This is a genomic window from Saccharopolyspora dendranthemae, from assembly GCF_007829955.1.
GTDB classification, from domain to species: domain Bacteria; phylum Actinomycetota; class Actinomycetes; order Mycobacteriales; family Pseudonocardiaceae; genus Saccharopolyspora; species Saccharopolyspora dendranthemae.
Genome location: NZ_VIWX01000001.1, coordinates 1,338,217 through 1,364,082, shown reverse-complemented (window position 1 = coordinate 1,364,082; position 25,866 = coordinate 1,338,217). Strand labels below are relative to the sequence as shown.

24 protein-coding genes and 4 tRNA genes are annotated in these 25,866 nt (G+C 67.4%); 17 read left to right on the top strand and 11 right to left on the bottom strand.

All coding sequences use genetic code 11. The annotated features are described in order from the left end of the window. Positions 1-32 precede the first annotated feature (32 nt). Both FHU35_RS06140 and FHU35_RS06135 read left to right on the top strand, forming a co-directional pair. A complete protein-coding gene (locus FHU35_RS06140; protein ID WP_145737369.1) occupies positions 33-980 on the top strand; it encodes a D-2-hydroxyacid dehydrogenase family protein in 948 nt (315 codons plus the stop codon). Between the two features lie 91 nt (positions 981-1,071). Beyond that, positions 1,072-2,385, top strand: a complete 1,314-nt coding sequence (locus tag FHU35_RS06135; RefSeq protein WP_145737368.1) for an MFS transporter — start codon at positions 1,072-1,074, stop codon at positions 2,383-2,385. A gap of 81 nt (positions 2,386-2,466) precedes the next feature. On the opposite strand, the gene FHU35_RS06130 is transcribed toward FHU35_RS06135, so the two are convergent. Next, on the bottom strand, positions 2,467-3,513 hold the full coding sequence (locus FHU35_RS06130; protein ID WP_145737367.1) for an LLM class F420-dependent oxidoreductase: 1,047 nt from the start codon (positions 3,511-3,513) through the stop codon (positions 2,467-2,469). Positions 3,514-3,730: 217 nt separating this feature from the next. On the opposite strand from FHU35_RS06130, the gene FHU35_RS06125 reads away from it, so the two are divergent. The 3 genes from FHU35_RS06125 to FHU35_RS06115 are packed head-to-tail and all read left to right on the top strand — an operon-like array spanning position 3,731 to position 5,833. Next, positions 3,731-4,687, top strand: coding sequence for a Ppx/GppA phosphatase family protein (locus tag FHU35_RS06125; RefSeq protein WP_145737366.1), 957 nt, complete (start codon positions 3,731-3,733; stop codon positions 4,685-4,687). 53 nt (positions 4,688-4,740) lie between these two features. Then, positions 4,741-5,127, top strand: a complete 387-nt coding sequence (locus FHU35_RS06120; RefSeq protein ID WP_145737365.1) for a phage holin family protein — start codon at positions 4,741-4,743, stop codon at positions 5,125-5,127. A gap of 4 nt (positions 5,128-5,131) precedes the next feature. Then, positions 5,132-5,833 carry an ESX secretion-associated protein EspG gene (locus FHU35_RS06115; RefSeq protein ID WP_145737364.1) on the top strand — a complete coding sequence of 234 codons (702 nt, stop codon included), beginning with the start codon at positions 5,132-5,134 and terminating at the stop codon, positions 5,831-5,833. Between the two features lie 26 nt (positions 5,834-5,859). Here the strand turns inward: FHU35_RS06115 and lhgO are convergent, their stop codons facing one another. After that, entirely contained in the window at positions 5,860-7,053 is a 1,194-nt protein-coding gene (gene lhgO / locus FHU35_RS06110) for an L-2-hydroxyglutarate oxidase (RefSeq protein WP_145737363.1), read from the bottom strand. 334 nt (positions 7,054-7,387) lie between these two features. On the opposite strand from lhgO, the gene FHU35_RS06105 reads away from it, so the two are divergent. The 4 genes from FHU35_RS06105 to pip all read left to right on the top strand — a co-directional run bounded on the left by FHU35_RS06105 (position 7,388) and on the right by pip (position 11,579). Next, complete coding sequence (locus FHU35_RS06105; protein WP_246110093.1) at positions 7,388-9,664, top strand: sensor histidine kinase; 2,277 nt, start codon at positions 7,388-7,390, stop codon at positions 9,662-9,664. Positions 9,665-9,691: 27 nt separating this feature from the next. Beyond that, positions 9,692-10,117, top strand: a complete 426-nt coding sequence (locus FHU35_RS06100) for a roadblock/LC7 domain-containing protein (RefSeq protein ID WP_145737362.1) — start codon at positions 9,692-9,694, stop codon at positions 10,115-10,117. Between the two features lie 10 nt (positions 10,118-10,127). Beyond that, complete coding sequence (locus tag FHU35_RS06095; RefSeq protein WP_145737361.1) at positions 10,128-10,499, top strand: DUF742 domain-containing protein; 372 nt, start codon at positions 10,128-10,130, stop codon at positions 10,497-10,499. Positions 10,500-10,622: 123 nt separating this feature from the next. Then, the gene (pip, locus tag FHU35_RS06090; RefSeq protein WP_145737360.1) at positions 10,623-11,579 is read left to right on the top strand and encodes a prolyl aminopeptidase; all 957 of its coding nucleotides are present in this window, start codon (positions 10,623-10,625) and stop codon (positions 11,577-11,579) included. On the opposite strand, the gene FHU35_RS06085 is transcribed toward pip, so the two are convergent. After that, the gene (locus FHU35_RS06085; protein ID WP_145737359.1) at positions 11,580-11,951 is read right to left on the bottom strand and encodes an iron chaperone; all 372 of its coding nucleotides are present in this window, start codon (positions 11,949-11,951) and stop codon (positions 11,580-11,582) included. It lies immediately after the preceding gene. Between the two features lie 104 nt (positions 11,952-12,055). Here FHU35_RS06085 and FHU35_RS06080 point away from each other — a divergent pair, with 104 nt between their 5' ends. The 3 genes from FHU35_RS06080 (at position 12,056) to FHU35_RS06070 (ending at position 14,170) form a co-directional block, all read left to right on the top strand. Next, positions 12,056-12,535: a VOC family protein gene (locus FHU35_RS06080; protein WP_342788490.1), complete on the top strand. Its 480-nt coding sequence runs from the start codon at positions 12,056-12,058 to the stop codon at positions 12,533-12,535. 281 nt (positions 12,536-12,816) lie between these two features. Continuing rightward, entirely contained in the window at positions 12,817-13,563 is a 747-nt protein-coding gene (locus FHU35_RS06075; protein WP_145737358.1) for a MerR family transcriptional regulator, read from the top strand. A 157-nt stretch (positions 13,564-13,720) separates the two neighbouring features. After that, positions 13,721-14,170: a hypothetical protein gene (locus FHU35_RS06070; RefSeq protein WP_145737357.1), complete on the top strand. Its 450-nt coding sequence runs from the start codon at positions 13,721-13,723 to the stop codon at positions 14,168-14,170. Between the two features lie 95 nt (positions 14,171-14,265). Here FHU35_RS06070 and FHU35_RS06065 read toward each other — a convergent pair whose 3' ends face one another. The 3 genes from FHU35_RS06065 to FHU35_RS06055 form a co-directional block, all read right to left on the bottom strand. Further along, a complete protein-coding gene (locus FHU35_RS06065; protein WP_145737356.1) occupies positions 14,266-14,805 on the bottom strand; it encodes a pyridoxamine 5'-phosphate oxidase family protein in 540 nt (179 codons plus the stop codon). 262 nt (positions 14,806-15,067) lie between these two features. After that, a tRNA-Val gene (locus FHU35_RS06060) sits at positions 15,068-15,139 on the bottom strand. Positions 15,140-15,197: 58 nt separating this feature from the next. Beyond that, on the bottom strand, positions 15,198-15,722 hold the full coding sequence (locus FHU35_RS06055) for a TIGR02611 family protein (RefSeq protein WP_246110092.1): 525 nt from the start codon (positions 15,720-15,722) through the stop codon (positions 15,198-15,200). Positions 15,723-16,543: 821 nt separating this feature from the next. On the opposite strand from FHU35_RS06055, the gene FHU35_RS06050 reads away from it, so the two are divergent. The 4 genes from FHU35_RS06050 (at position 16,544) to FHU35_RS06035 (ending at position 17,375) form a co-directional block, all read left to right on the top strand. Continuing rightward, positions 16,544-16,969 carry an SsgA family sporulation/cell division regulator gene (locus FHU35_RS06050; protein ID WP_093412952.1) on the top strand — a complete coding sequence of 142 codons (426 nt, stop codon included), beginning with the start codon at positions 16,544-16,546 and terminating at the stop codon, positions 16,967-16,969. 139 nt (positions 16,970-17,108) lie between these two features. Next, a tRNA-Gly gene (locus FHU35_RS06045) sits at positions 17,109-17,181 on the top strand. Positions 17,182-17,227: 46 nt separating this feature from the next. Further along, positions 17,228-17,299, top strand: a tRNA-Cys gene (locus tag FHU35_RS06040). Between the two features lies 1 nt (position 17,300). Continuing rightward, positions 17,301-17,375 (top strand) — tRNA-Val (locus tag FHU35_RS06035). A gap of 144 nt (positions 17,376-17,519) precedes the next feature. Here FHU35_RS06035 and FHU35_RS06030 read toward each other — a convergent pair. Continuing rightward, positions 17,520-18,731: an IS256 family transposase gene (locus FHU35_RS06030; protein WP_246110163.1), complete on the bottom strand. Its 1,212-nt coding sequence runs from the start codon at positions 18,729-18,731 to the stop codon at positions 17,520-17,522. Between the two features lie 1,423 nt (positions 18,732-20,154). Then, positions 20,155-20,952: a transposase family protein gene (locus tag FHU35_RS06025; protein WP_145737355.1), complete on the bottom strand. Its 798-nt coding sequence runs from the start codon at positions 20,950-20,952 to the stop codon at positions 20,155-20,157. A gap of 597 nt (positions 20,953-21,549) precedes the next feature. On the opposite strand from FHU35_RS06025, the gene FHU35_RS06020 reads away from it, so the two are divergent. Then, entirely contained in the window at positions 21,550-22,836 is a 1,287-nt protein-coding gene (locus tag FHU35_RS06020) for a glycoside hydrolase family 5 protein (protein WP_342788489.1), read from the top strand. 163 nt (positions 22,837-22,999) lie between these two features. Here the strand turns inward: FHU35_RS06020 and FHU35_RS06015 are convergent, their stop codons facing one another. The 3 genes from FHU35_RS06015 to FHU35_RS06005 all read right to left on the bottom strand — a co-directional run bounded on the left by FHU35_RS06015 (position 23,000) and on the right by FHU35_RS06005 (position 25,773). Continuing rightward, positions 23,000-23,980, bottom strand: a complete 981-nt coding sequence (locus tag FHU35_RS06015; protein WP_145737353.1) for a ferritin-like domain-containing protein — start codon at positions 23,978-23,980, stop codon at positions 23,000-23,002. 147 nt (positions 23,981-24,127) lie between these two features. After that, a complete protein-coding gene (locus FHU35_RS06010) occupies positions 24,128-24,691 on the bottom strand; it encodes a sigma-70 family RNA polymerase sigma factor (RefSeq protein ID WP_145737352.1) in 564 nt (187 codons plus the stop codon). 260 nt (positions 24,692-24,951) lie between these two features. Further along, on the bottom strand, positions 24,952-25,773 hold the full coding sequence (locus FHU35_RS06005) for an IniB N-terminal domain-containing protein (RefSeq protein ID WP_145737351.1): 822 nt from the start codon (positions 25,771-25,773) through the stop codon (positions 24,952-24,954). Positions 25,774-25,866: the final 93 nt, after the last annotated feature.

Sequence of the window (25,866 nt, the reverse complement as noted above, 5' to 3'; positions counted from 1 at the left end):
CCGTCTCGTGATCGCCGAACGGGAGGTTCGCCATGCGCATCGCAGTGCTCGACGACTACCAGGACGTCGCCCGGAGCTACGCCGACTGGGACGGCCTCGACGTCGAGGTGTTCACCGAGCACGTCGCCGACGTCGATGAGCTGGTGGCGGCGTTGGAGCCGTTCGACGTGATCGCCGCGATGCGCGAGCGCACGCGCTTTCCGCGCGAGGTGATCACCCGCCTGCCGAACCTGAAGTTGCTGGTCACCACGGGTATGCGCAACGCATCGATCGATGTGGAGGCCGCGAGCGACCACGGCGTGGTCGTCGCCGGGACCGGCAGCGGCGGGGGCTGGGGCGCGACGTCCGAGCTGGCGTGGGGGCTGATCTTCGCGCTGCTGCGCGACATCCCCGGCCAGGACCGGCAGGTCCGGACCGGCGGCTGGCAGACCGGCGTGGGGGTCGAGCTCGGCGGCAAGACCCTCGGCCTGCTCGGGCTCGGGCGGCTCGGTTCGCAGGTCGCCGACGTCGCACGGGCGTTCGGGATGAACGTCATCGCCTGGAGCAGCAACCTGACCGAGCAGCGCGCTGCGGAGGCCGGTGCGCGGCTGGTCGGCAAGGACGAGCTGTTCGCCGAGTCCGACGTGCTGAGCGTCCACCTGGTGCTCGGCGAGCGGTCCCGCGGCTTGGTGGGCGCCGATGAGCTGGCGATGATGAAGCCGACCGCGTTCCTGATCAACACCTCGCGCGGCCCGATCGTGGACGAGGCCGCGCTGCGCGCCGCGCTGCACGAGGGCCGGATCGCGGGAGCGGGCATCGACGTCTACGGCACCGAGCCGCTGCCCGTCGACGACCCGTGGCGCAGCACTCCGCGCACGGTCCTCACACCGCACATCGGCTACGTCACCGACGACACCTACGAGGCCTTCTTCACCGAGACCGTCGAGAACATCCGCGCCTTCGCGGAGGGGTCCCCGATCCGGGTGCTCAACGGAGGCTGATCGTCCGAAAAATCACCCCTTGACTCCTGGGGAGACCGACATCACAGTCATACCAACCAGTCGGTCTGCCTGCGGACAAGGGAGTCCCTCCATGACTGTTCAGGAGCCACCCAGAACCCCCAAGAGACTGCGCGGCGCGGCGCTGATCGCGAGTTCGATCGAGTGGTACGACTTCTTCATCTACGCCACCGCGGCCGCGCTCGTGTTCGGCACGCTGTTCTTCCCCAACGCCTCACCGCTGGTCGGTGTGCTGCTGTCCTTCGCGACGTTCTGGGCGGGGTTCATCGCCCGCCCCATCGGCGGTCTGGTCTTCGGTCACCTCGGCGACAAGATCGGCCGCAAACCGGCGGTGGTGACCTGCCTGATCCTGATGGGCTCCGCGACGTTCCTGATCGGTGTGCTGCCCGGCGCGGGAACCATCGGCGTGGCGGCACCGATCCTGCTGGTGACGCTGCGGTTCCTGCAGGGCATCGCGGTCGGCGGGCAGTGGGGCGGCATCGTGCTGCTGCTCACCGAGAACAGCGCCAGCGGGAAGCGCGGCATGGCCGGCACGTTCGGTCAGATGGGCGTGCCGTTCGGCGTCATCTTCGGCAACCTCGCGTTCCTCGGCGTGGGCGCCCTGATGAGCGCGGAGGAGTTCCTCTCGTGGGGATGGCGGCTGCCGTTCCTGTTCAGCGCGGTGCTCGCGCCGGTCGTGCTCTACATCCAGCTCAAGATCGAGGACACCCCGGTGTTCCAGGAGCTGCAGGAGCGTCAGGAGAAGCAGGTCGTCAAGGCTCCGCTGGTGGAGGTCCTGCGCGAGCACAAGCGCAGCGTCCTGCTGGGAGCCGGACTGCTGTTCGCCACGAACACGTTCTTCTACATCGGGATCTCCGGCCTACTCGACTACGGCACCCGGGAGCTCGGACTTCCCCGCCAGCAGCTGCTCGGCGTCACGCTGCTGACCTCGCTGGCCGGCATCTTCGTGATCTTCTTCTCGGGCTCGTGGTCCGACCGGCTCGGTCGCCGCCCGATGATCCTGCTCGGGGCGGGGATCCTCGCGCTGTGGTCGTTCCCGTTCTTCTGGTTGATCGACACCGCGTCGATCTGGCTGATCGCCCTGGCCGGAGTGATCGGCAGCGTCGGCCAGAGCATGACCTACGGTCCGCTGGCGGCCTACCTCAGCGAACTGTTCCACCCCAGGGTCCGCTACTCGGGGGCGTCGCTGGCCTACCAGCTGGCGGCGATCTTGGTCAGCGGCGGAACCCCGTTCATCATGACCGCGCTGCTGGCCGCCACCGGCACGTCGGCCTCGGTCTCGGTGTTCCTGCTGGCGATGTCGCTGTGCACCTTCGGCGCGGCCTACTTCCTGCGTGAAACCCGCACGGCCGAAACCGCTCCGACCCGCACCACCGCCGAAGCCTGACCCGTTCGCGGTCATCGCACCGGCGGGAACTGCGGCGATCGAGCACATGATCACTGCAGTTCCCGTCGGTGACGACGGGGATCAGACGTCTTGCGCGAGGGTCTTGACCTGCTCGATGAGCTTGGCGCGGCCCGGGGCGTCACCGGCGAAGGGCGTCACGTTGAGGGTGGTGACGCCGGCTTCCTTCATCGCCGCCAAGCGCTCCTTGACGTGGGACTCGGTGCCGATGAGGGAGATCTTCTCCAGCAGGTCGCGCGGCACGGCCGCGGCGGCCTCGTCCTTCTTGCCGTCGAGGTAGAGGTTCTGGATCTCCTCGGCCTCGGCCTCGTAGCCGTAGCGGCGGGCGAGGTTGTTGTAGAAGTTCTTGCCCTTGGCGCCCATGCCGCCGACGTAGAGCGCGACCATCGGGCGCACGAAGTCGACCAGGTCCTCCAGACCCTCGCCGATGGCCAGCGGAGCCTGCGCGACCACGTCCAGCGGCGGCAGCGAGGCATCGCGCTTGGCCTTGCCCGCGGCGAGCGGCTCGCCCCACACGTCTCCGGCGCGCTCGGGCAGGAAGAAGATCGGTTCCCAGCCCTCCGCGATCTCGGCGACCATCTCGACGTTCTTCGGGCCGATCGCGGCGATCAGGATCGGGATCCGCTCGCGCACCGGGTGGTTGATCAGCTTCAGCGGCTTGCCCAGGCCGGTGCCCTGCTCGGCGGGCAGCGGGATGTTGTAGTGCTTCCCGCTGTGCTCGACCTTCTCGCGGCGCCACACCTGGCGGCAGATGTCGACGATCTCCCGCGTGCGGGCCAGCGGCGCGTGGTACGGAACGCCGTGGAAGCCCTCGATGACCTGCGGGCCCGAAGCGCCGATCCCGAGCGTGAACCGCCCGTCGGAGACGAAGTCCATGCCGGCCGCGGTCATCGCGGTCAGGGTGGGCGTGCGGGTGTAGATCTGCAGGATGCCGGAGGCGATCTCCAGCCGTTCGGTCTTCGCGGCGATGAAGCCCATCTGGCTGACCGCGTCGAACGAGTAGGCCTCCGGGACGTAGACGATGTCCAGCCCGGCCTTCTCGTACGTCGCCAGGTCGTCGACGGTCTCCTTGAAGCCTCCGCTGTAGTTCAGCGGCATCCCGATGCGCATCGGCCGTTCCTTCCCGAGGTCCAGCGGAGGCGGCGCCGCGCGGCGACACCGCCGAGTTCTCCCAGCGAGGTTACCGCTGAGTACGGTTCGGCGGGGAGTGCGCCGGTACCGCCGCGTCGTGTGACCCACGTCCCAAAAGCGGTCGCTCGATTTGCCCGAACCACGGTCGTCGCGGCCATGCTGTTGGCATGTCGTCAATCGAGCCTGTGAGTGCGTCGTGAAGCTGGCCATGCTCGACATCGGTTCCGCGGCGGCCCGCCTCGACATCGTCGACCTCGCCAGTCCGCGGATGCCGCGCGCCACCTGGAGCGTCAAGTCCCGCACGCGCCTCGCCGAGCACACCCTCGCCGACGGGCGGGTGACGGAGGAGGGCATCGCCGACGCCGAACGCGCGGTGCGGCACTGCGTGCGCGCCTCGGCGGACAAGCCGGTGGAAGCGCTGATCGCCTACGGGACCTCCGCGGTGCGCGATGCGAGCAACGGCGCGCGGATGCGCAAGCGGCTCGGGGAGGCCGCCGGTGTGCGCATCGGTGTGCTGACCCCGCGCGACGAGGCCGCGGTGGCCTACCACGCGGCGCGCCGCTGGCACGGTCGTGGCGGCCGGCCGATGACCACGGTCGACATCGGCGGCGGCACCATCGACGTCGCGACCGGCACGGGCACCGACCCGGGCCGCGTCGTCTCGCTCCCGCATGGCGCGGCGCGGCTGACCAGGCAGTTCCTCGCGGACGACCCGCCGACCCCGGCGCAGCTGGCCGAGCTGCGCCGCGAACTGCACGAGACGATCCCGCCCGCGCTGCGGCGGGTCGAGAGCGGCCACCCGCTGGCGCTGTCGAAGGTGCTGCGCCAGCTCGCGGTGCTCACCGAGAGCACGCCGGACGCCGTGGTCCGCCGCCCGCACCGACTGCGCCTGAAGGGCCTGGCGGAGTGGATACCCAGGCTGGCGGAGCTCGATCACCGCAAGCGCGCGAAGCTGCCCGGCGTCTCCCGCAGCAGGGGCAAGCGGATCCTGGCCGGGGCCATCGCGGCCGAGGTGATCATGGAATCGCTCGGGCTCGCGGAGCTGGAGATCTGCCCGTGGGGCTTGCGGCAGGGCCTCGTCTACCGGTTCCTGGAAGCCCGCACCCGCACCCGCGCCGACGCGCTGGACCTCGTCGGAACGCTATTCGACTGACCGGCGAGCGCGTTCGGCGGTAGCGTCTCGGGTAGATCGACTAGGGAGGCGCTGTGGCACTGGTGTTGCACATCTTGATCACGATGGCCGCGGTGTGGATCACCACCGCGCTGCCGGGCATCGAGCTCTCAGGTCAGGACACCACCGCGAAGATCCTGACGCTGCTGGCCGTCTCGGTGATCTTCGGCCTGGTGAGCCTGGTGCTCAAGCCGATCGCCAAGACCCTGGGCTGCCTGCTCTACGTGCTGACGCTGGGGCTGTTCGGCCTGGTCGTCAACGGCCTGCTGTTCTGGCTGACCAGCTACCTGGCCGGGCAGCTGGACCTGCCCTTCCACGTCGACGGCTTCTGGGCGGCCTTCTGGGGCGCGCTGATCGTCACCATCGTCAGCAGCGCGCTGGCGGGTATCGTCCGCCGCGTCGCGAACCCGCAGGAGGACTGAGGCGGTGCAGTTCGGACAGCGCGAACTCGGTGCGCTGCTGGTGGACGTGGTGCCGGAGGTCGCGGAATTCCTGGGCGTCGCACCCGCGCCCGGTGACCTGTCGGAGCAGGGGCAGGAGGTGGCGCGGGTCCTCACCCGCGCTTCGGTCTTCGGCCTGGCCGAGGTGCGCGTCGCGGACGAGCCGGAGCTGCGCGCGATCGTCGCGGTCGGCGACGGCGGCGGGATCCGGGTCCGAGCGCGCGGCGAGGACGTGACCGCCGACGTCGTGCGCCCCGACGCCCCCTGGCCGGCGCTCGTCGGGTGCCTGCCCAAGTCCGAGCCGGCGGATGGCTGCGAGGTCACGGTCCCGACCCGCGAGCTCTCCGAGGCCCGGGTGGAATCGGCCGAGCGGGACCAGGCCGCCGACTGGCTCGCCTACGAGCTCAAGCAGCGGGAGGTCCCGACCGACGACGCGCGCGCGGTGGCCGACCTGCTCGCCCGCGGCGACGGCACCGAGGCCTGGCTGCGGGTCGCCTACCGGGACGAGGACGGCGCGTTCCAGCGGTGGCGTCACGGCATCGAGGTCCGGCACTCGCCCACCGGGCGGTCGGCGGTCATCCCGGAATCGCCGGACGACACCTTCACCATGGTCGCCCCGGCCGATGCCTACCTGCTCGGCAAGACCCTGCAGGAGTACCTCGAAGACCTCACCCAGTCGAGCGAGTGAGTTCGAACCTCGCGCGAAGTTCGAACTCAGCCGCGGGAGTCCAGGCGGTTCGCGATGTCCTTGCCGATCAGCAGGGAGGCCGTGGCCGCGGGGGAGGGGGCGTTGAGGACGTGCACCCAGTTCTCGTCCTCAACCACCAGGAAGTCGTCGACGAGGGTTCCGTCGGGCGCGACGGCCTGGGCCCGCACACCCGCTTCGGCGGGCAGCAGGTCGTGTCCGCGCAGGTCGGGGAGCAAGGAGCGGGCGGCCCGCAGGAACAGCGGTTTGAGCGCGGAGCGCGCGATCTCGGTCGCTCCGGCGCGCCAGTGCTTCTTGGCCAGCACGCGCAGTCCCGGGTCGGTGACCAGGCGCTGCAGGTGACGGGGTGAGATCGCACCCCAGCGGTACCCCTCGCGCGAGAGCGCGGGCACCGCGTTCGGTCCCACGTGCAGGCTTCCGTCGATCATGCGGGTCAGGTGCACGCCCAGGAACGGGAACGCCGGATCCGGCACCGGGTAGACCAGCGCGTTGACCAGGTCGCGGGTGAACGAGGTGGTCTCGTAGTACTCGCCGCGGAACGGCAGGATCCGCGCGGGCGGGGTCGTTCCGGCGAGCTCGGCGACGGCGTCGCTGTGCAGGCCCGCGCAGTTGACCGCGCGCCGGGTGCGGACCTCGCCCCGGTTGGTGCGCAGCACCAGCTCGGCACCGTCGCGGCGGACCCCGAGCAGTTCGGTCGCGGGACGCAGGTCGACGCCGCGCTCGGCCAGCAGGTCGGCGAGCTTCGCGCTGACCGCCGCGAAGTCGGTGATGCCCGCGTCGGGCACGAGCAGCGCGCGCACCCCGCGCACGTGGGGTTCTCGCTCGCGCAGGCCGATCAGGTCCAGTTCGTGGGCCTGCACGCCGTTGGCCTCACCCCGCCGTTGCAGCTCGGCGAGACGGGGGAGTTGATCGTTCGAGGTGGCGACCACCACTTTCCCGGTGCGCCGCACCGGGATTCCGTGATCGGTGCAGAAGCGGTACATGGCTTCGCCGCCGGCCCGCGCGAACCGCGACTTCGCGCTGCCCGGCGCGTAGTAGAGTCCACTGTGGATGACGCCGGAGTTGTGCCCGGTCTGGTGCGCGCCCCAGTGGCGTTCCTTGTCCAGCACCGTGATCCGGTGGCCGGGGTGCCGCTCGCTGAGCGCGTGAGCCGTGGCCAGCCCCACGATCCCGCCACCGATGATCGCCACGTCGTTGGTCATGCCGCCATCCTGCGCGCCCGGATGCGGGGATTCCAGGAGGGTCGAGTCGTCCTGGGAAATGTCCTGATCACCCGTTTCCCGGGGATGGGTCGGAAGGCGGCGTTCATCCGGCCTCAAGATCACCCTGTGCTAAGGTTCGTTCATCCTGTCGGGCGAACGAAGTTCGTTGCTGACAGTGGTATCGGCTTGATTACGAGCAGTGAGTCTCGGGCTCGCGTGGCTCATGCTGATGCCGAATTCCGCGCCGCATCCCCGGTCGCGGAGCCCTGCTGAGTTGAGTCGCGATTCTGGCGCACGCGCCGAACCGCGGCCGGTTCGACGGTTACGAGGCGCTGTGACGCGGAGCAGTTCGGGTAGTGAGCACAAGACGATCCGGGCCCGCCTGACGCGCGTCGGGCTGGTGCCCAGCATCATCCTGCTGGCGATCTGGCTGGCGTTCTCCGCTGTGCCGATCTACCAGGGGTTCTACTCCCGGATGGTCGCCACGGAGATCCGCGACGCCGCCATCCCGACCGCCGACGCCTTCGCGGCGTTGCAGGAGGAGCGACGGCTCGTCGTGGACCGGTTGAGCTCCAGCGGTGCCGATCCGGCCGCGCTGGCCGCTCAGCGACCCAAGACCGACCGCACCGTCGGTGAGATGCGCCGCACGCTGCGGACCGCGGGCGAGTCGAGCTCCCCGGAGATCGCGGGCAAGATCAAGTCCTTGGACGGTCTGCTGGCCCAGTTGCCCAAGCAGCGGCAGCGCGTCGAATCCGGGCAGGTCAGCCGGAACGAGGCCCTGGGCTACTACAACGAGGTCCTCGACGCCGGGCTCGACGTGTTCGAGGCCTACACCGACACCATCGCCGACACCGAGAGCGGCCACGCCGGGCACGTGGGCACCGAGCTGTTCCGCGCGGCCGACCAGATGTCGCGCGCCGCCTCGATCGGCACCGCCGCGCTCGCGGCAGGCGAGTTCAGCACCACCGACCACCTCGAATTCGCCCAGCTCGTCGGTTCCTACCGCAACACCCTCGCCGCCGAAGTCCCCGCAGCGGAGGCGCGCGCCGGCGACATCGCCGAGCGGCTGCAGAAGGGACCCGCCTGGACGCAGCTCGGCCAGCTGGAGAACCAGCTGATCGAGCACCCCCCGCAGCGCCCCGGCAACTTCGACGTCAACGAGTCCGCCTGGCGGCAGAGCACGGCGCAGGTCTCCGCGGACCTCTCCAGCGTCGCGGTGGAGCAGGTGCGCTCCGGCGCGCTGATGGCGGTCAGCAACGCCGGCGGACACCTCATCGGCATGATCGTCGGCAGCCTGGTCGCGCTCGCCGCGATGCTGATCGGCATCCTGCTCGCCGCCCGCAACGCCCGAGTGCTGGTCAACCGGGTGCTCGTCAGCCGGCTGGAGCGGCTGCGCGACGACACCCTGCTGCTGGCCACCGAGCGCTTGCCCAACGTGATGGAGCGGCTCGAACACGGCGAAGACCTCGACATCGAGGCGGAGCTGACGCCGCTGAACTACGGCGCGGACGAGATCGGCCAGGTCGCCGACGCGTTCAACACCGCCCACCACACCGCGGTCGTCGCAGCGGTGAAGGAGAACCAGGCCAAGGAAGGCGCCAACAAGGTCTTCCTCGGCATCGCGCACCGCAACCAGGGCCTGGTGCACCGCCAGCTCAAGACCCTGGACAAGATGGAGCGCAGCGAGGAGCACCCGGAGCGGCTGGAGGGCCTGTTCCAGCTCGACCACCTCGCCACCCGGTCCCGGCGCAACGCCGAGAACCTGATCATCCTCGCCGGTGAGAAGCCGGGCAGGCAGTGGCGCAAGCCGGTGCGCCTGGTCGACGTGATCCGCTCGGCGGTCGCCGAAACCGAGCACTACTACCGGATCCGGGTCCACGCGGCGCCCGAGCTCTCGCTCGTCGGAGCCGCCGTGGGCGACGTGATCCACCTGCTCGCCGAGCTGATGGACAACGCCACCTCGTACTCGCCGCCCCGCTCGCAGGTCCAGGTCTACAGCAGCGACACCCCGCGCGGTGTGCTGATCCAGATCGAGGACGAGGGCCTGGGCATGCGCGCGGCCGACCGGGACGAGGCCAACGTGCTGATGGCCACCACGCCGCGGTTCGAGGACATCACGCGTCGCGGCGACTCCCGGCTGGGCCTGTTCGTGGTCGCCAGGCTGGCGGCTCGCCGAGGCATCGAGGTGGACCTCCGCGAAGCCGAGGAGCAGGGCACGATGGCGTTCGTGCTGCTGCCCCCGCACATCGTCGCCGAGGAGTCGGCGCAGGCCGACAAACCGAGCATGTCGCAGCTCGCCGAGAAGGCACTCGAACGCGCCTCCGGGCAGTCCGTGGTCCGCGAGGCCCGGACCGAACCGGTGAGCGCGATCGACGAGCCCGTGGCCGAGTTCGAACCGCGCTTCCCGTCGGACGATCCCGACGCGGAGCGGCCCGATCTGCCGCGCCGCGACCGCCAGCAGAGCCTGGCGCCGCAGTTGCGCGACGACACCGACGGGGGAGTTGCGCGCGACACGGCGGCGCTCCACCCGGAGCGGACTCGTGGCACCATGTCGGCGTTCCAACGCGGAACCCTGGATGCCCGCCGGGCCGGCGGCCGTGACCGAGCTTGACCCGACGATTCGAGGAGCAGCGCAGGAATGAGCGAACAGATCGGTTCTGACAACGACCTGAACTGGTTGTTGGACGACCTGGTCAACCGGGTCGTGGGCGCCCGCGACGGCGTGGTGCTCTCCGGTGACGGGCTGCTGCTGGCCAGGTCGGAGGGCTTGACGCCCGAGGACGCCGACCACCTGGCGGCCATGGCCTCCGCGCTGCAGAGCCTCGCCAAGCAGACCGGGAAGCACTTCGGCGGTGGCGGCGTCCGGCAGACCGTCGTGGAGCTGGACACCGCGTTCCTGTTCGTCACCGCGGCAGGTGCGGGTGCGTGCATGGCGCTGCTCGGCGACGAGAACGCCGACGTCGGCATGATCGCCTACGAGATGAACCTGATGGTGATCCGCGTCGGCGAGTACCTGAGTTCGGCCCCGAGGGTGGACGCCGCGGCGCAGCTGCGCCAGCAGTGAAGGCCGCACCATGTCTGAAGACGGTCAGCTCTGGCTGGACGAGGAGTCCGGGCCGCTGGTGCGGCCGTACGCGATGGTGCACGGCCGCACCCGCCCGGCGCGGTCGGACCTCGACGTCGCCACCCAGCTGCTGACGTCGTGGGGTGGTGCGGATCGCAGCGGCTTCTCGGTCGAGCACGAGGAGATCCTGCGCCTGTGCGTGCGCCCGATGTCCATCGCGGAGGTCGCGGCGCACCTGGACACGCCCATCGTGGTGGCCAAGGTGCTGGTCTCCGACCTCATCGACTGCGGTGACCTCGTCACCGACAAGGCCTCCCGCCAAGCCCAACGACCCAACCGCAAACTCCTGGAAGCGGTCCTGGAGGGCGTCCGCCGCCTGTGATCCCAGTTTTAGTCCAAACCGAGCCATGATCATGTCCGAAATGTCCGCTCAGTTTGGACTAAAACTGGGACGCCGGCGCGAAAATCGCTCCCGGACCGCGATTCGCTGCGGCACGATGGCGCCATGCGCGATCTCCACCCGCAGCGGGAACCCCACGCCTCAGGACAGCTCGACGTCGGCGACGGCAACCTCGTCCACTGGGAGGAGAGCGGCAACCCGGACGGAAAGCCCGCGGTGTTCCTGCACGGCGGGCCGGGCGCCGGCTGCCTGCCGGTGCACCGCGGTCTGTTCGACCCCGACGTCTACCGGATCGTCCTGTTCGACCAGCGCGGATGCGGGCGCAGCACCCCGGATGCGGGAGAGCTCGGCGCCGACCTCAGCACCAACACGACCTGGCACCTGGTCGCCGACATGGAGCGGATCCGCGAGCACCTCGGCATCGAGTCCTGGCTGGTCCTGGGCGGATCGTGGGGCAGCACCCTGGCGCTGGCCTACGCCGAGACGCATCCCGAGCGCGTCACCGAACTCGTGCTGCGGGGCGTGTTCACCTGCCGCCGATCCGAGCTGGACTGGCTCTACGCGGGTGGAGCGGCGAACCTCTTCCCGGACCGCTGGGCGGAACTCGTGGCGCTGGTGCCCGACGCCGAGCGGGACGACGTGCTGCGCAGCTACCACCGGATGCTGCACGACCCCGATGAGCAGGTCCGGGGGCGTGCCGCGATCGCCTGGAGCCGCTGGGAGGCGAGCCTGATCGGCCTGCGGCCCCGGCCCGAGGTGGTCGAGAACTTCGGTGATCCCGCGTTCGCGGCGGCCTTCGCCCGCATCGAGACCCACTACTTCGTGCACGGAGCCTGGCTCGCCGAAGGTCAGCTCCTCGCCAACGCCCACCGCCTGCACGGCATCCCGGGCACCATCGCCCAAGGGCGCTACGACGTCATCACGCCGCCGTTCACCGCGTTCGACCTGGCGGAGACCTGGCCGCAGGCGGATCTGAAGATCATCACCGATGCGGGCCACGCCTACGACGAGCCGGGAATCCTCGACGTCCTGATCGAGGCGACGGACCGCTACGCGGGCTGATCACATCCACAGCACGCCGTCGTCCTCGTGCTCGCGGACCCGGTGGGCGATCATCCGGCGGAGCAGCGCCTCCGGGACCGGTTGTCCGTAGCGGAGTTTCACCGTCCCCTTGCCGGTCTCGAAGTCGGTGAGGTCGGCGGCGAAGGCCTCGCGGGTGCTGGGGGTGAAGGCGAAGTTCACGTGCTTGGCGTGGCCGCTGAACACGAACAGGATCGTCCCCGAGGGGTGCACCCACGCGGGATTGCCCCACTTGATCGCCTCGGTCGCGTCGGGCACCGCGTCGCCCGCCAGCTGCCGCAGCCGTGCCAGCAACTCGCGCTTCTCACCGGAGAACCCGGCGAGGTACTCGTCGATCGTCGTCGGTCGGGCCATGCGCTGAGTCTGACACGACCGGAGCAGGTCAGCGCTGGAGAATGGTGGCGGCCTCGACGAGCATGCCGTCGATTAGGGACACATCGTCCGCTGTGGCGAGCCGGATGGTGATCGCGTCCATGCCAACAGCATTGGACCTGGCGCGGCGAAAATCGCAAGCGGTTGTCGGTGCGGGCGGTCATACTCAGCTGATGTCCAGCCGGCTTGCTGTTGTCGTCATCGATGCCCACGATCCCGAGGCGGTTGCCGCCTTCTGGTGCGAGGTCCTGGGCTGGAGCATCGTCGACCGCGAGGAGGACGGCCTCGCGATCGGCCCAGCAGGCGGGGCGTGGCCGCGCATCGACGTCTTCAAGGTGCCCGAGGCGAAGACGGTCAAGAACCGCCTGCACTTCGACCTCAGGGCCGAAGATCGCTCCACGGCTGAAGAACTGCATCGCCTGGAAACCCTCGGAGCGCGGCGCGTGGACGTCGGCCAGTCGCCGGAGGACACGTGGGTGGTCCTCGCCGACCCGGAGGGGAACGAGTTCTGCCTGCTCCAGAGGTCGCTCGACGACCTCCCCGAAAGCGAAAGGCCCAGTTCCTGAAATGCGAGCGGGACAATCGGTTTCGGTGTGGGACGAGGTCGTTCGCTGGAATGGCGGTGTCTCTCGTGGACGCGCGTGCCGTTGAGGCCCGTCGCGCTTCGCATCGCTCCTGATCGGATCGCGGGATCGTTCTGCTGGTGAGCTCGTGCCGATCGTCGTTCTCCGGGCACGAGCACGGGCCGGGTTCTCCGACTTGCAGAAGAGGGGGTGGAGGCGAGGGTTGACGTTGACGCGACGTCAACTCCTAGCGTTGGTCCGACGAGGTCGAGGAGGTGAAGGCGATGGAGTGGTCGATCCAGGACGTGGCCCGGTCGGCGGGCGTGAGCAGCCGAACGCTGCGTCACTACGGGGACGTCGGCGTGCTGCCACCCAGCCGGGTGGCGTCGAACGGCCACCGCTACTACGACCAGAACGCTCTCGTGCGGTTGCAGCGGATCTTGCTGCTGCGCGAGCTCGGCGTCAGCTTGAGCGCCATCGCCGAAGTCCTCGAAGGGGAGCAGGACGCGGTCTCCGCGCTGCACACCCACCTCGGCCTGCTGGAGCAGGAGCACCAGCAGCTCACCCGCCGCATCGCGTCGGTCCGCACGACGCTCGGCAAGCTGGAGAGAGGGGAACCCCTGATGCCCGACGACGTCCTCGACGGATTCGACCACACCCAGTACCGCGACGAGGTGATCGAGCGGTGGGGCCGCAACGCCTACGAGCAAGGTGACCGCTGGTGGCGCTCGCTGTCGGAAGACGACAAGCGCGAGTTCCAGCGCGTCCAGGAGCGGATTGCGTCGGACTACGGCGAGGCGCACCGCAACGGCCTGGCCGCGGACAGCGCTGAGGTCCAGGCCATCACGGCGAGGCACTGCGAGTGGCTGGCGCTCGCGGCCGGACCGCCGAGCCGCGAGTACTTCAAGAACCTCGGCCAGATGTACGTGGACGATCCCCGCTTCGGTGAGAACTACGACAAGCACGACGAGGGAACCGTCGGCCTGGTCCGCGACGCCATGACCGTCTACGCCGACGAGAACCTGGAGTGATCGTGCATCGAAAGACGTTGGAGAATAGGAGTTTTCGGTGAGGAATCGCCAGAATCGGATCACCGCTGGACGCATGATCTTGAGGGCTTCGAGTCGGTGCCGATAGCCTGTCGGCACGCCGCTGGGCGGGCAGCGATCGTCGACGTCAGGAGGACAGGTGACCGCGTCGTTCGATCGACCTGAACCCGCGTTCTCGCGGCGAAGGGTGCTGTTGCGGAGCATTCTCGACGGAGTCCTGATCGGCGCAGGAGCCGGGGCCGTCCACGGAATCGTGGTCGGGCTCTGGGGCAGTGCGGGTTCGGCACCGACCTCGTCCGGGTTCTCGGGACTGGCGGTGGTGGTTGCTCTGGTCGCCGTGCCGACGGGGATCGTCCTGGGAGCGGTCTTCGGTGCTGGGTTCGGCTTCGCCGCGTTGGCCGGAGCTCGGCATCTCGTGTGGATCGAGGCCGCGGTCGTCGCCGTCCTCGGTGGCGCTGTCCTCGCTCTCGCGATCGTGGGATCAGGCGGTGTGAACAGCGGATTGCTGGCATGGACGGCGGGTCCCCTCATGATCGGCACGCCCGCCGCGGCGCTGCACGGGTGGAGATCGCAGCGCCGCGCTGCCTGACCTCGACAGCAACCGCCCCGAGGTGAGTGTCTCCGCTCTGAGCGGTCTCGGTTCGGCCGGAATCTCACGGCGTTTTCGTCGCCGACCGGCGCCCTTCATGCTTGGGGTTGTTGGTCGAGCAGCCCGACGGGGTCGGCGCTGTAGGCGACCATCCAGCTGGGGTCGATGCGGTACCACACGCTCTCGTCCCAGAACGGTTCGTCGCTGTCGCCGTCGTAGTGGTTGACGAGGTGGTCGCGAACGGCCGGCCAAGTCGGGTCGCTGGCCGTCCCCTCGGGGTTCAGCGGAACGGCCTGTCCATGCGTGAAAATGCCGAGCTCCTCGCCGCGCATGAAGGTCGCGCTGATGCCGGGCCGCGCCGCGAGGTGACGGGCCTTGGCGGCCTGGCGGTGGGTGCCGACGATCCAACGACCGTGCAGGAGGTGCCCATCGGCGCCGCTGATGCGTGGCTCACCGCGCCGGGTGACCGTGGCGATGGCCAGGGTGCACATGCCTTGGCAGACGCGGACGACCTGCTCGGCGTTCAAGGTGCTTTCTCCGGGCCGGACAATCGATTTGAGGTGGTCGCTGGAGCCGGCCCACGACGTGTCGAGCAGGGTTTGGAGGCTGTGGAGTTCGTCGGGCGTTTCGAACATCCGGCCAGGTAATCAGCACCCACCGACAGCGCCGGCTCAGTGCGCGGTCACCGACCGGGCGTGCGAGTCGCTGGCAGGTGGTGCCGGCGAAGCGGACGGGGGAGAGGGAATTCTGGACGCTCTTCGAGATGACGGCGACGAAGACGGTGGAATGCCGGCGCCGAGCCGTCGCTGAACGGATTCTCCCTTTTCGGCTCGGGAAGCACGAAAAAGACCCTGGTCATTTTCTCCGATGGGAGTTCTGACCAGGGTCTTCGTTCTGTGGGCGATACTGGGATCGAACCAGTGACCTCTTCGGTGTGAACGAAGCGCTCTCCCCCTGAGCTAATCGCCCTTGTTCTGTTGTTCATTCGCCGTGCGAGGCGAACGAAAGGAACAATACACGATCGTTTCTAGGGCCCGAACAGGGGGGAGCCCAACCACGTCCAGCGCAGGCCGAGCCAGCCTCCGATCGTGCCGAACATGCCCAGCAGCCACAGAGTCACCACGACGACGAGGCCGGTGACGGCCATGATCGTGAGTTTGGTGGCCATGTTCTGGCGGCCCAGCCACTGCACCCAGCGCTGGTAGTGGCGCTTGGCGAACATGTTGACCCGGTGCGCCCAGTCGAACTCGGTGGCGAGGATGCCGAGGCCGGCGAAGACCACCAGCCAGCCCGGACCGGGGTAGGGGATCATCAGGATCCCTGCGAGCAGCACCGTCGCGCCCAGCACGCCCAGAACGATCCGGTAGGTGAGGTTCAGGGTTGGGCGGCGGCGGACGTGCTCGCGGTAGCCGTGCAGGCGCTCACGCAGCGCGTGCAGGCGCGGGTGCTTGGGTTGCTCGTGGTTGCCCGGATCCGCACCGGTGGTTCGGGCTTCCGGCTCGGCTTTGTCGTTCAGGGCTGTCCACCTCGGGGCCGTTCGTCGGGTTCGCACGCTCAGGATACGGTCGCGGTAGGTGCCGACCGGTGCACTGGGTCACACGCACCGGTGTGTCGGCAGCGCACCATTGTGCCCTCGCCCGGTAAACAGGGGTTTGCTGTCAAGCGGACAGACGGGTGCTCGACGCCTGGAGCTGTGACTCAATTGTGACTGGGATCATCGTCCGGTTCGTCCTGAGCCGGGTCTTTGGACTCTGCCGCGAGCCTTCGATCCTGGTCACACTGTGAGCCGACTCTCGACCGCGCGTTCGGTGTCGTGCGTGCGCTGTAACCGACGCGGTGAGAACCATTAGCCCGAACCGGTGACATCTCGTGGTGGACATCTCATCGAGGGCGTTTTCGGGAAAATGCGAAGGGCCTTCGTCGCTTATTCTTGAGTCACGTCAGGCGAACCCTGCGAAGCGTGAACCCAGAGGTCAGCGGGTACGCAGAAGAAGGATTCACCGGGCGTGAGCGACCGATCTGCAGACCGGGCTCGGACACAGTCCACCTAGTTACGGACAGTAGCGAAGGTGGGGCACTGGGCGAGGCGGGTCCTCGGGGCCGGCCGCTCTGATCGGGAAGAGTTCGCGACGGATCGAGTCTCCGGCGTGGGCGACGGGCCCGTCCGATCGGAAGAGGATCGGCCGGAACCGGCGACCACTCCGACCCCGGAGTTTCGACCACGGAGTGCACTCGCTTGATCGCCCAACGAAGTCGGGCATGCCCCGTCCGGGTGATCTATGCGGGAGTCGCGAGTAAATCTGCCCGATGAGGCGTCACAACTGTGTTGCTCGGTCGATAAACGGACCGGGAGGGAGCAGGAAGGGGAGGACAATGCGTAATGATCACGTGACACTCCGTTCTACGGCCGTGTTCGATCTGCTGGCTCCGCAAGCGCCCGCAGTGCCGGTCCAGGTCGAACTCCGTTACGACACCCAGGATCCCTACGCCGTGGTGGCCGCGTTCCGCACCGGCCGCGCCGGATGGGTCGAGTGGGTCTTCGCGCGCGACCTTCTGGCCGACGGTCTGATCGCGCACGCCGGCGAGGGCGACGTGACGATCCGCCCGGCAGTCGACGACCCCGAGGTCGTCGCTATCGAGCTGAGCTCGCCGTCCGGGCACGCCGTCTTCGAGGCTTCCGCGCAGGAGCTCGCCGACTTCCTGGACCGCACCTACGACGTGGTGGTCCCGGGGAACGAGAACCTGTGGGTCGACGTCGACGACGCGCTCACCCGTCTGCTCCCCTTCGACATGGGCTGATCAGGCCGAAGTCGCTGTGCCCGGCTGCGGCCGGGCGAGGTGCCGACCCCCCTTTGATCCCGATCTTGGGCGTGGTCTAAAGTTCACTGTGCAACGCGGCGGACGGGCCCGGGGACACCGGGCCACGAGGTCGCAGCAGGCGGATGTAGCGCAGCTGGTAGCGCATCACCTTGCCAAGGTGAGGGTCGCGGGTTCGAGTCCCGTCATCCGCTCTGGTTCTCTGGCGTTCCAGCCGGCTTTGGCATGGATGCGGAGTCCGGCGGAGTGGCCGAGTGGCTTAGGCAAGGGCCTGCAAAGCCCTGTACGCGGGTTCGATTCCCGCCTCCGCCTCGCGCGATTAGCTCAGTGGGAGAGCGCTACCTTGACACGGTAGAGGTCACTGGTTCAATCCCAGTATCGCGCACCAATTCTTTATGCAGGTGAGAAGCCCTGTCGGCGTTGTTGCCGACAGGGTTTTCTGTTGTTCGGGCAAAGGTTTGACCGTGATATGACCGTGGGATGCGCGCCCAGGTTCGGGTCTTTCGCAGGAACGGTGTTTCCAGCGTGTTGATCAGTAGGTTTCGGCGTCCGGCCAGCGGTCACCGAAGGTGATGGCGAAGGCGTCGAGGACTGGCTTCCAACGTATCGTCCATCGGGTGCGGCCGGCTCCGGTGGGATCCAGGCTGCGGGTCACAAGATACAGGCATTTCAGCGCTGCCTGTTCGTTGGGGAAATGTCCTCGTGCGCGGACCGCTCGACGGTAGCGGGCGTTGAGGGATTCGATTGCATTGGTGGAGCACAGCACTTTCCGGATCTCGACGTCGTAGGAGAGGAACGGCGTGAATTCTTCCCAGGCGTTGCGCCACAATCGGATCATGGCCCGGTACTGCTTGCCCCATTTCTCATCGAGATCGTCAAGAGCGGCCAGTGCCGCGTCCGGGTTCGGTGCGGTGTAAATCGGTTTGATGTCCTTTTTGACCTCATCCCATTTTTGCCGGGGAACGAGCCGGAAAGTGTTGCGAATCAGATGGACGATGCAGGTCTGGACGATGGTGTGCGGCCACACCGAGGCGACGGAATCCGGGAGTCCTTTCAAGCCATCACAGACGCAGAAGAAGACATCGGTGATGCCGCGATTTTTCAGATCCATCAGGACCGACAGCCAGAACTTCGCGCCCTCGCCGCCGGTGCCCATCCACAGCCCCAGCACGTCCTTGCGGCCGTCCACAGTGACCCCGATCGCCGCGTAGACGGGCTGGTTGGCCACCTGACCGTCCCGGACCTTGACCACGACAGCGTCAATGAAGATCGCGGCGTAGACCGAATCCAGCGGACGGTTGCGCCAATCCTCCATCTCCCGTACGACCGTGTCGGTGATACGGGAGATCGTGTCCGTGGACACCGACGCCCCGTAGATTTCCGCGAAATGCGCGGAAATTTCCCCGGTGGTCAATCCCTTCGCATACAGTGACAACACCACCTCGTCCACACTGCCGAGACGGCGCTGCCGCTTTCGTACGATCCGCGGCTCGAATGTTCCTTCACGATCCCGCGGAACCGTGATCTCGATCGCGCCGGCCGCATCGGAGATCACGGTCTTCGGACGGGAACCGTTGCGCACATTCGCTGAATCCCGGCCCGAGTCGGCACGGTTTTTCTCATGCCCGAGGTGCTCGGTCAGTTCCTCGTTCAACGCCGTTTCCAACACATTCTTGGTGAACAGCTTCAAAAGCCCATCCGGACCGGTCAAATCCAGGCCCTTGTCCTTGGCCATCGCCACCATCTCGGCCACAGCGGCCTGCTCAGGAGACAACGTCCGATCCGACTTGCCGATCTTCTTCCGGTCTGCGCTCACAGCGTCAGAGCTCATCACTCACAGTGCCCGTCCCGCCGGACCCACGCCCGGCGCGTCAGGCTGGAAACACCGTTACCCCGACAGTCCCTCCAGCGGCCTTGCTCCGGCTGGCAACGTCGGAGGCCAAGCGTGCTTCCTGCTTTGCGTAGGAATAGGGTTCGCAGGAGACACCAGTGGAAATTACGGTTTGAATTTCAGTCTGGGAATTGGAACTCCGGACGCCAGTATTAGCGCGACAACTACGCCCGTGGGGTCGGGGATCGGTAGCGGATTGCAGCTCTTCTTCTCAGGAGGCTTTCTGGGTAAAGGGGCCGTTGGGTACAGCGCAGGCGTTCCCTCTGGTGGAGGAAGTGTTGGCGTGGCTCCACTGAGCGTATACGCGACGTATACCTGGCAGTGGTTCTGGTAATATGATCAAACCCTGGCGCGATGATGTTTCATCGCGCCAGGGTTTGATCAAGTTTGCCGGGAGCTTTCATCAATAATTCCGAGGCTGAAGTCGAGATGAATTTTGAATCACTATTAGTTGCAATCCTTACCGTTGCAGGATTCCTTTTTGTGGCGTTCAGCAAACCCTTCGCTCGGGTCAGTACAAAAAACGCTAGTAGTTATTGGCCAAAAATGTCAAATGAGAAGTTGGCGAGGTGGTTCCTCTGGCATAGGTGGGGCGCAGTCGCAGGTGGAATTTTTTTTCTTGCTATCGGGGTTCTATTTTTTTCGGGAGTCATTGGTCCGTCGCGCTAAGCTCACGGGCGCATACTAGTCAATGAATTGTGTGAGCCCACGCAAATGCGTCCCGAGGAGGCCCGATAATGCTTTGGGTGATGGCGCGCCACGACCCGCTGACCTCCCGCAACGTCGGAGAAAGCAGCTCAGAGTCCGCTGCCCGGGGTGCTGAATCTGAAACGCTTAGTGACTTTAGGGTATGAAACCCCTGTTCGGAGGGCAAGCTGTATCTGTGTGGGGTCAAGGACTGCTATTTCAACCGCATCGTCGGCTACTCGATGGGTCTGCCCAGGATTTGGTTGACGCCTTGACCTGCACCAGGGCTTCTCGCTCGTTTCAGTGTCACCGCTGCGGACGGGCGTAGACACCTCGGCTCATCCGGGTTGGGACTGTCAGCTGATCGGCTCTCTTTCGGTGAGCGTTGTTGATCTCTGGGAGCAAAGATTTGGGAGGATTTTGGGAGGATGGATGTTCCTTGAACTGCACTCAACCGCATCTAGGTGGCGGGAACGGTATGGTCGCGACCTGCTGGTTCTCGATTTTCGCAGGTCAGGGGCCTGCGACTGTCTACCTTGACACGGTAGAGGTCACTGGTTCAATCCCAGTGAGCGTTTTCCACTTGGGTTCAGTCGGCGTGGATGAGGCTGCGGATGGCGTCAACGAGCCGGGTCATGTGCCGTGGGCTGGAGCGGATCTTGCGGAGGATCCTCCATGATTTGAGCTGTGCGTTCGCGCGCTCGCCGGGCCCGCGTAGCCGGGCATGGGCTGTGTTGACGGCTTTCTCGTTGGCCGATAGTCGCCGACGACGCTCGCCGGTCTCCGGATCGCGCGGTGGGCGGCGGTGCGGGACTTCGACGTTCGCGCCGGCGCCGCGGTAGGCGCTGTCAGCGAGCACCCGCACTCCAGCATCATTGAGCGCGTCGATGATCCCGTGTTCCCGAGCCGCGCCCATGTCGTGCCGCGCACCCGGCAACGCTGGTGAGGTCCAGATCAGCCGTCCGGCCGGGTCAGCGAGAACCTGCACGTTGAGCCCATGCCTCTTGTGTTTTCCGGAGTAGAACGGGCGATCGCGACCACCGGTCATGCCCACCCGGTCGATCCGCAGCAGGGTGCCGTCGAGGGTGACGAACGCCTTCCGGCGCGCGAGCTCGACCGCCGTGGTCAGAGGTATGGCCATCGCGGCGAGCACGTCGAGGGCTTCACGGATATAGCGGAACACCGTCGCCAGCCCGATCCCGAACCCGCCGGCGAGATCGGTGTAGGTCTCGCCTTTGCGCAAGTAGGCCAACACCAACAGAGCCTGCTCGCCCGCCTCGAGGCGCCTCCAACGGGTCCGGCGCGCGCGCCGTTCATGCCGTAAGGCTTCGGCCAGCATGTTCAGCGCGCGACTGGACACCGACATCGACGACGGGTAAGAAAGCACCTTGAAGCTCCTGGTACTGGAAGAGTTGATCTAGACAATCACTCCTCCTACCAGGAGCTTCTTCACGTCCCGCCACCGGCCTCACCAGCACCCGGCACCCGACTCAGCCAAGTGGAAAACGCTCAGTATCGCGCACCAATTTCTTATGCAGGTCAGCGGCCTTGCTCCTCATGGGAGCGGGGCCGTTTTTCTTTGCGAATGGCGATGACATGGCGGATGGCCTTCATCGGTGTCCAGATCCGGCTCGAAAAGCTGCGGGGTCCACAGCAGAAGTTGCGCTCGTTCTGCGACCGGCAGCGTGCCAGCGGATCGTTGGGATGGGGAAGTTTTCATGAGAACTTCCCCGCCCCACTCACACACCCGCGTTCCCGCGACCGGAGTAGGCCTTCGGTCGTCATTCATCAACATCCTCGACACGATCCCCCTGCGCCGAGGTGCGCCGCGTTGTCGCGACGGGGACGCCTGCTCCCGTGCGGCGTGCGGGAAAGTGTGGATTTTCCCGCACGTTCCGGTGCGTTGATCGCTGCGAGACTGGAAGCCGGACGCCGGCGCGCGGATCGGCGGATCTCGTGGGAACCGATGTGTGGGGATGTGCGCGTGATCGTCAACGTGTTCGCCGCCGTGCTCGCGGCCTCGATGCTGGTGCCGGTGCAACCGCTCGCGGTGGAGCGGGAAGTCTCCTGGTCAGGTCCGTTGCACACGGAAGGGCGTCACATCGTCGACGCCGACGGCAACCGGTTCAAGCTGGAAGCCGGCAACTGGCACGGTGCCAGCGGCACCTGGAACGGCAGCGGCGACGTCAATGATCCGGCCAACCACCACGACGGCGAGAACAGCAACGGCGTCCCGCTCGGGCTGGACAGGGCCTCGATGAGCGACATCATCGGCTCCTTCCAGGAACTCGGGCTCAACAGCGTCCGGCTGCCCTTCTCCAACGACATGATCGATGACCAGGCGGTCGTGCCCGACGCCGCCGTCGCCGCGAATCCGGAGCTGAGCGGCAAGACCAGGTTGGAGGTCTACGACGCCGCCGTCCAGGCTCTCACCGACAGCGGCCTGGCCGTGATCCTGAACAACCACACCAACACGACGCGCTGGTGCTGCGGAGTGGATGGCAACGAGCGCTGGAACAGCAGTCAGAGCGACAAGGAATGGGAAGAGGACTGGCTTTTCATGGCCGGTCGCTACAAGGACAACGCGCGCGTGGTCGGTGCCGATCTCTACAACGAGGTGCGTCGCGACGTGCTCGACGACCCGAACTGGGGGCTGGGAGACGAGCACGACTGGTTCGCGGCCTCGCAGCGTGCCGGTGACCGCATCCTCAACGAGGCCAACCCGAACCTGCTGATCATCATCGAAGGCATCAACTGGGTCGGGCTCCCGGTGGACGGGTTCCCGCACAGCCGGCCGACCCTGGAGCCGGTCCGAACCTTGTCGCACCAGTTGGCCGAGCCCGGAAAACTCGTCTACTCAGCGCACTTCTACGGTTACACGGGACCCAACCACAGCGGTGCGACCGGCACGGGCGAGACCCACGATCCTCGCTACCAGGACCTGACTCGCGAGGAGCTGCACGACGTGCTCCGCAGGCAGGCGTTCTTCGTCACCGAGGAAGGCGAGCCCTACACCGCACCGCTGTGGATCAGCGAGTTCGGCGTGGCCGGCGACGAGCAGGACCCGAAGGCACGAGCCTGGTTCGACAACTTCGTGGACTTCCTGATCGACAACGACACGGACTTCGCCTACTGGCCGTTGGTCGGCTGGCACGAGGACGGCGAGCCCGACGGCTGGGGACTGGTGCACTGGGACGGCGAGGGCAACAGAACTTCCGTCGACGGGGACTGGCGCGCCGACGCGTGGCACCGCCTGACCGGGGCCTGGTGAGCGACAGCGCTCTGCCCGACGGTGCCGCGCAGCTCCGAGGAGAGCGTGACTTCTACGACGCGGGAAGCCGGCGCCTTCCGCCCAGATGGCCCGCATCGGGAAGGGCGCGGTGGTGCGGCCCCGTCCCTGGGATGGTCGACGGGGCCGCCACCGCGCCGCTCTGTCAGGCGTTGTTCTCGCTGGTGTTGATCTCACCGTTGACGCCGCGCGGGAAGAACCCGCCGGAGGTGGCCTGCTGGTTGGTCAGGTACACCACGTTGAGGACCTGCCCGGCGCTCCGGCTGTAGGTGACGCCGAATTTGTCGGTGGGCACGATGTTGGCGTCCCCGTCACCGTTGACGATGCCCTGGTCCACGTCGCTGGTGCCGTCGAGGCTGTCCCGGGCGTCGGACAGCTTGACGGTGGCTTCCTTGAGATCGCGTCCGAGCAGGCCGGTGCCCAGCAGCCCGGGTTCCTTCTCGAACAGGGCGGTCCGGATGTTCGCCGCGTGGTACGCCTCGGCGGCCAGGATGCCCGCAGCGGCTTCCAGGTAGGTCTTGTTCTGGATCAGGGGCGCGGCGCCCTTGTAGGCGGTGACGCCGACGTCCTCGAACAAGAACGCCGCCAGCAGGAAGTTCTCCTCGTTGGCGTAGGGATCGAAGGTGTTACCGGGTTTGACGAGCCCGGCCGCCTGAGCGGCGGCGGTGAAGCTGTCCTGCAGGTCGATCTCGGGCTGGCCGACCGCCGCCGAACCCAGTGCGGTGCGCAGGAACTCGACGTGCTGCCGTTCGTCGGAGGCGATCTCCTGCGCGTACTGGCGGACTTTCTTGCTGCCGAAGCGCACCGCACGGCCGCCGTGGACCGGGCCGGGATCGCCGGTGCCCTTGGTCAACGACTCCGGCAGACCGCGGCCGTGAACTGCGTAGGAGTAGAACTGGGCCTCTAGGTACTCGAGGTTGAGCGCGAAGTTGAGCACAGCACCGTCGCTGGGCGCCCCGGATTCGGTCGTCTCCGCCGCCGCGGTGCCCGTTGCCGCCGCGGGGAGAGCGGTAGCGCCGAGCACGCCCAGGCCACCGATTCCCGCGCTGCGCAGGAATCGCCGGCGGTCGGTCGAGGTGTTCGTGCTGTGGTCGATGATTCTGGTGACGTAGCTCTTTCCGAACATGCAGGTCCTCCTGGCACCACGGGATGCGTTCGGTGGATCTCGACGCGCGTGGTGATCGACGCCGTTCCACAGAGGGTTCGTAGCGGGACACCGCGAGGATTGCTCGCCGCTGCGCACCACCCGTTCGAGCCGCAGCCGCGTACTTCGTCAGGAGTCCTCGGCGAGCTGGCGGCGGAGGCGGATCAAGGCATCGCGCAGTCGCGTCTTCACCGTCGCCCGCGGCACGCCCAGCAGCTGCGCCGCCTCGCCGGAGGTGTGGCCGCGGTAGTAGACGAGCTCGACCGCCTGCTGCTGCAGGCCGCTCAGGCCGTCGAGGTGGAGGCGGACCTGCTGGTGTTCCCATGCGGCGAGCAGTTCCTCGACCACGTTGTCGTAGGGCCTGCTGAAAACCTCGTTGAGGTAGCGGGCTTCGCGCCGCCTGGAGGCTTCGGTGGAACGGACCCGGTCGATGGCGCGGCGCCTGGCCAGCGTCAGAACCCAGGTCACGACGCTGCCCCGCTCAGGCCGGTACCGGGCGGCGGTGCGCCAGACCTCGATGAACACTTCCTGCGCGACCTCTTCGGCCTGCGACCGATCCTGGACCGTCCACTCGATCACCCCGACCACGTAGTCCCAGAGCAATCGGTGCAGCTGCCTCATCGCAGCGTCGTCACCTGCGGCGATCTTGCCGAGGAGGGCGGTGCCGTCGATCTCCCGAGCCCACGTCGCCATCGCTCGTCGATCGCCGCGCCAGCTCGGCGGGTCCGCTGGTGGCGTTACCGCCGACATCGGGGCCAGCCCCCGAAGGGAGCTGACCGCGTGGGGTCGTAGGTGCCCGTTCTGCTTCTCATGAACGGATTTCGTTGCCGAGTCCCTGGTGGACTGGTCTCGGACACGAACGGGTTCTTCCGGAGGAGAAGAACCGGTGGGAGGTTCTGCTGTCGGGGGCAGTACCTCCCACCGGCGAACCCCTCAACCGAGGGGAGGGCGGATCAGAAGTCCAGGCCTCCGGCCAGGTCGCCGACCGTGCCCTCGACGGGGCCGTCGGCGCCGGTAACCGGCGCCATCAGCGAGCCCTGCGGGGCCAGGTCGGTCATGCCTTCGACCGGCAGCGCGTTGGTGACGTCGCCGACCTCGGGCATCACACCGCCGAGGTCCTGCAGGCCACCGGTGATGTCGCCGGCTCCAGCGATGTCACCGAGACCGCCCATCACGTCGCCGCCTTCGACGCCGCCCACGGTGTCGGTCACGCCACCGACGACGTCGGTCACGCCGTTGCCGACCACGTTGCCCGCGTTGATGTCACCGCTGTTGGTGATGCCCGAGACGTCTCCGGCGTTGATGTCGCCGATCAGGCCGTCGAGCTGGAACTCGTTGCCCGCTCCGATCGGGTTGTTCGAGCCGTTGGTGTCCTCGGAGGTTTCGGTGGTGGTGGTGCTCTCGTCGGTGTTGCTCGTCTCGGACGAGGGCATCATCCGGTCGACGTCGCCCAGGGACGAGAAGATGTCGGGGGTAGGCATGCTTTCGTGCTCCATCTCGTTGTCACCGTCCACGAAGGACGGCAGAGGGTAGGTCAGTGCCACGTGCTGGTTGCCGCCGAGACGAGCCAGGCCCGGCTGCGTGGCCCGGACCAGCTTCTCGACGATCTCGACCGGTGCGTGGTCGAGCATCAGCGACGCGGCCTGCACCACGTCGGTGCTGCTCATCTCCCCGAGATCGGCCTGCTTCAGCGAGCCGAGCGGATCGGCTTCGAAGGCCGATCGCGCTCCCGGGTCGCTGACGAGGCGGGACAAGAACTCATGCATCGTGAGCATGGGTGTTCCCTTCCCGGCCAGCAGGCGCGAATGTCCCGAGGAGACGGAGGGAAACATCTCGACGTTGCTCGACGAATCCCCGCTGAAAGCTCA

What these genes read in the sequence shown, in the direction of transcription:
- FHU35_RS06085 (WP_145737359.1), bottom strand. Translation starts at nt 11,951, where the DNA reads ATGGCCCGACCGACGACGATCGACGAGTACCTCGCCGGGTTCTCCGGT.
- FHU35_RS06095 (WP_145737361.1), top strand. Translation starts at nt 10,128, where the DNA reads ATGTCTGAAGACGGTCAGCTCTGGCTGGACGAGGAGTCCGGGCCGCTG.
- FHU35_RS06130 (WP_145737367.1), bottom strand. Translation starts at nt 3,513, where the DNA reads ATGCGCATCGGGATGCCGCTGAACTACAGCGGAGGCTTCAAGGAGACC.
- FHU35_RS06030 (WP_246110163.1), bottom strand. Translation starts at nt 18,731, where the DNA reads ATGGTGGCGATGGCCAAGGACAAGGGCCTGGATTTGACCGGTCCGGAT.
- FHU35_RS06100 (WP_145737362.1), top strand. Translation starts at nt 9,692, where the DNA reads ATGAGCGAACAGATCGGTTCTGACAACGACCTGAACTGGTTGTTGGAC.
- FHU35_RS06135 (WP_145737368.1), top strand. Translation starts at nt 1,072, where the DNA reads ATGACTGTTCAGGAGCCACCCAGAACCCCCAAGAGACTGCGCGGCGCG.
- FHU35_RS06140 (WP_145737369.1), top strand. Translation starts at nt 33, where the DNA reads ATGCGCATCGCAGTGCTCGACGACTACCAGGACGTCGCCCGGAGCTAC.
- FHU35_RS06010 (WP_145737352.1), bottom strand. Translation starts at nt 24,691, where the DNA reads ATGGCGACGTGGGCTCGGGAGATCGACGGCACCGCCCTCCTCGGCAAG.
- FHU35_RS06050 (WP_093412952.1), top strand. Translation starts at nt 16,544, where the DNA reads ATGCGTAATGATCACGTGACACTCCGTTCTACGGCCGTGTTCGATCTG.
- FHU35_RS06005 (WP_145737351.1), bottom strand. Translation starts at nt 25,773, where the DNA reads ATGCTCACGATGCATGAGTTCTTGTCCCGCCTCGTCAGCGACCCGGGA.
- FHU35_RS06080 (WP_342788490.1), top strand. Translation starts at nt 12,056, where the DNA reads ATGGTGATCGCGTCCATGCCAACAGCATTGGACCTGGCGCGGCGAAAA.
- FHU35_RS06015 (WP_145737353.1), bottom strand. Translation starts at nt 23,980, where the DNA reads ATGTTCGGAAAGAGCTACGTCACCAGAATCATCGACCACAGCACGAAC.
- FHU35_RS06075 (WP_145737358.1), top strand. Translation starts at nt 12,817, where the DNA reads ATGGAGTGGTCGATCCAGGACGTGGCCCGGTCGGCGGGCGTGAGCAGC.
- lhgO (WP_145737363.1), bottom strand. Translation starts at nt 7,053, where the DNA reads ATGACCAACGACGTGGCGATCATCGGTGGCGGGATCGTGGGGCTGGCC.
- pip (WP_145737360.1), top strand. Translation starts at nt 10,623, where the DNA reads ATGCGCGATCTCCACCCGCAGCGGGAACCCCACGCCTCAGGACAGCTC.
- FHU35_RS06065 (WP_145737356.1), bottom strand. Translation starts at nt 14,805, where the DNA reads ATGTTCGAAACGCCCGACGAACTCCACAGCCTCCAAACCCTGCTCGAC.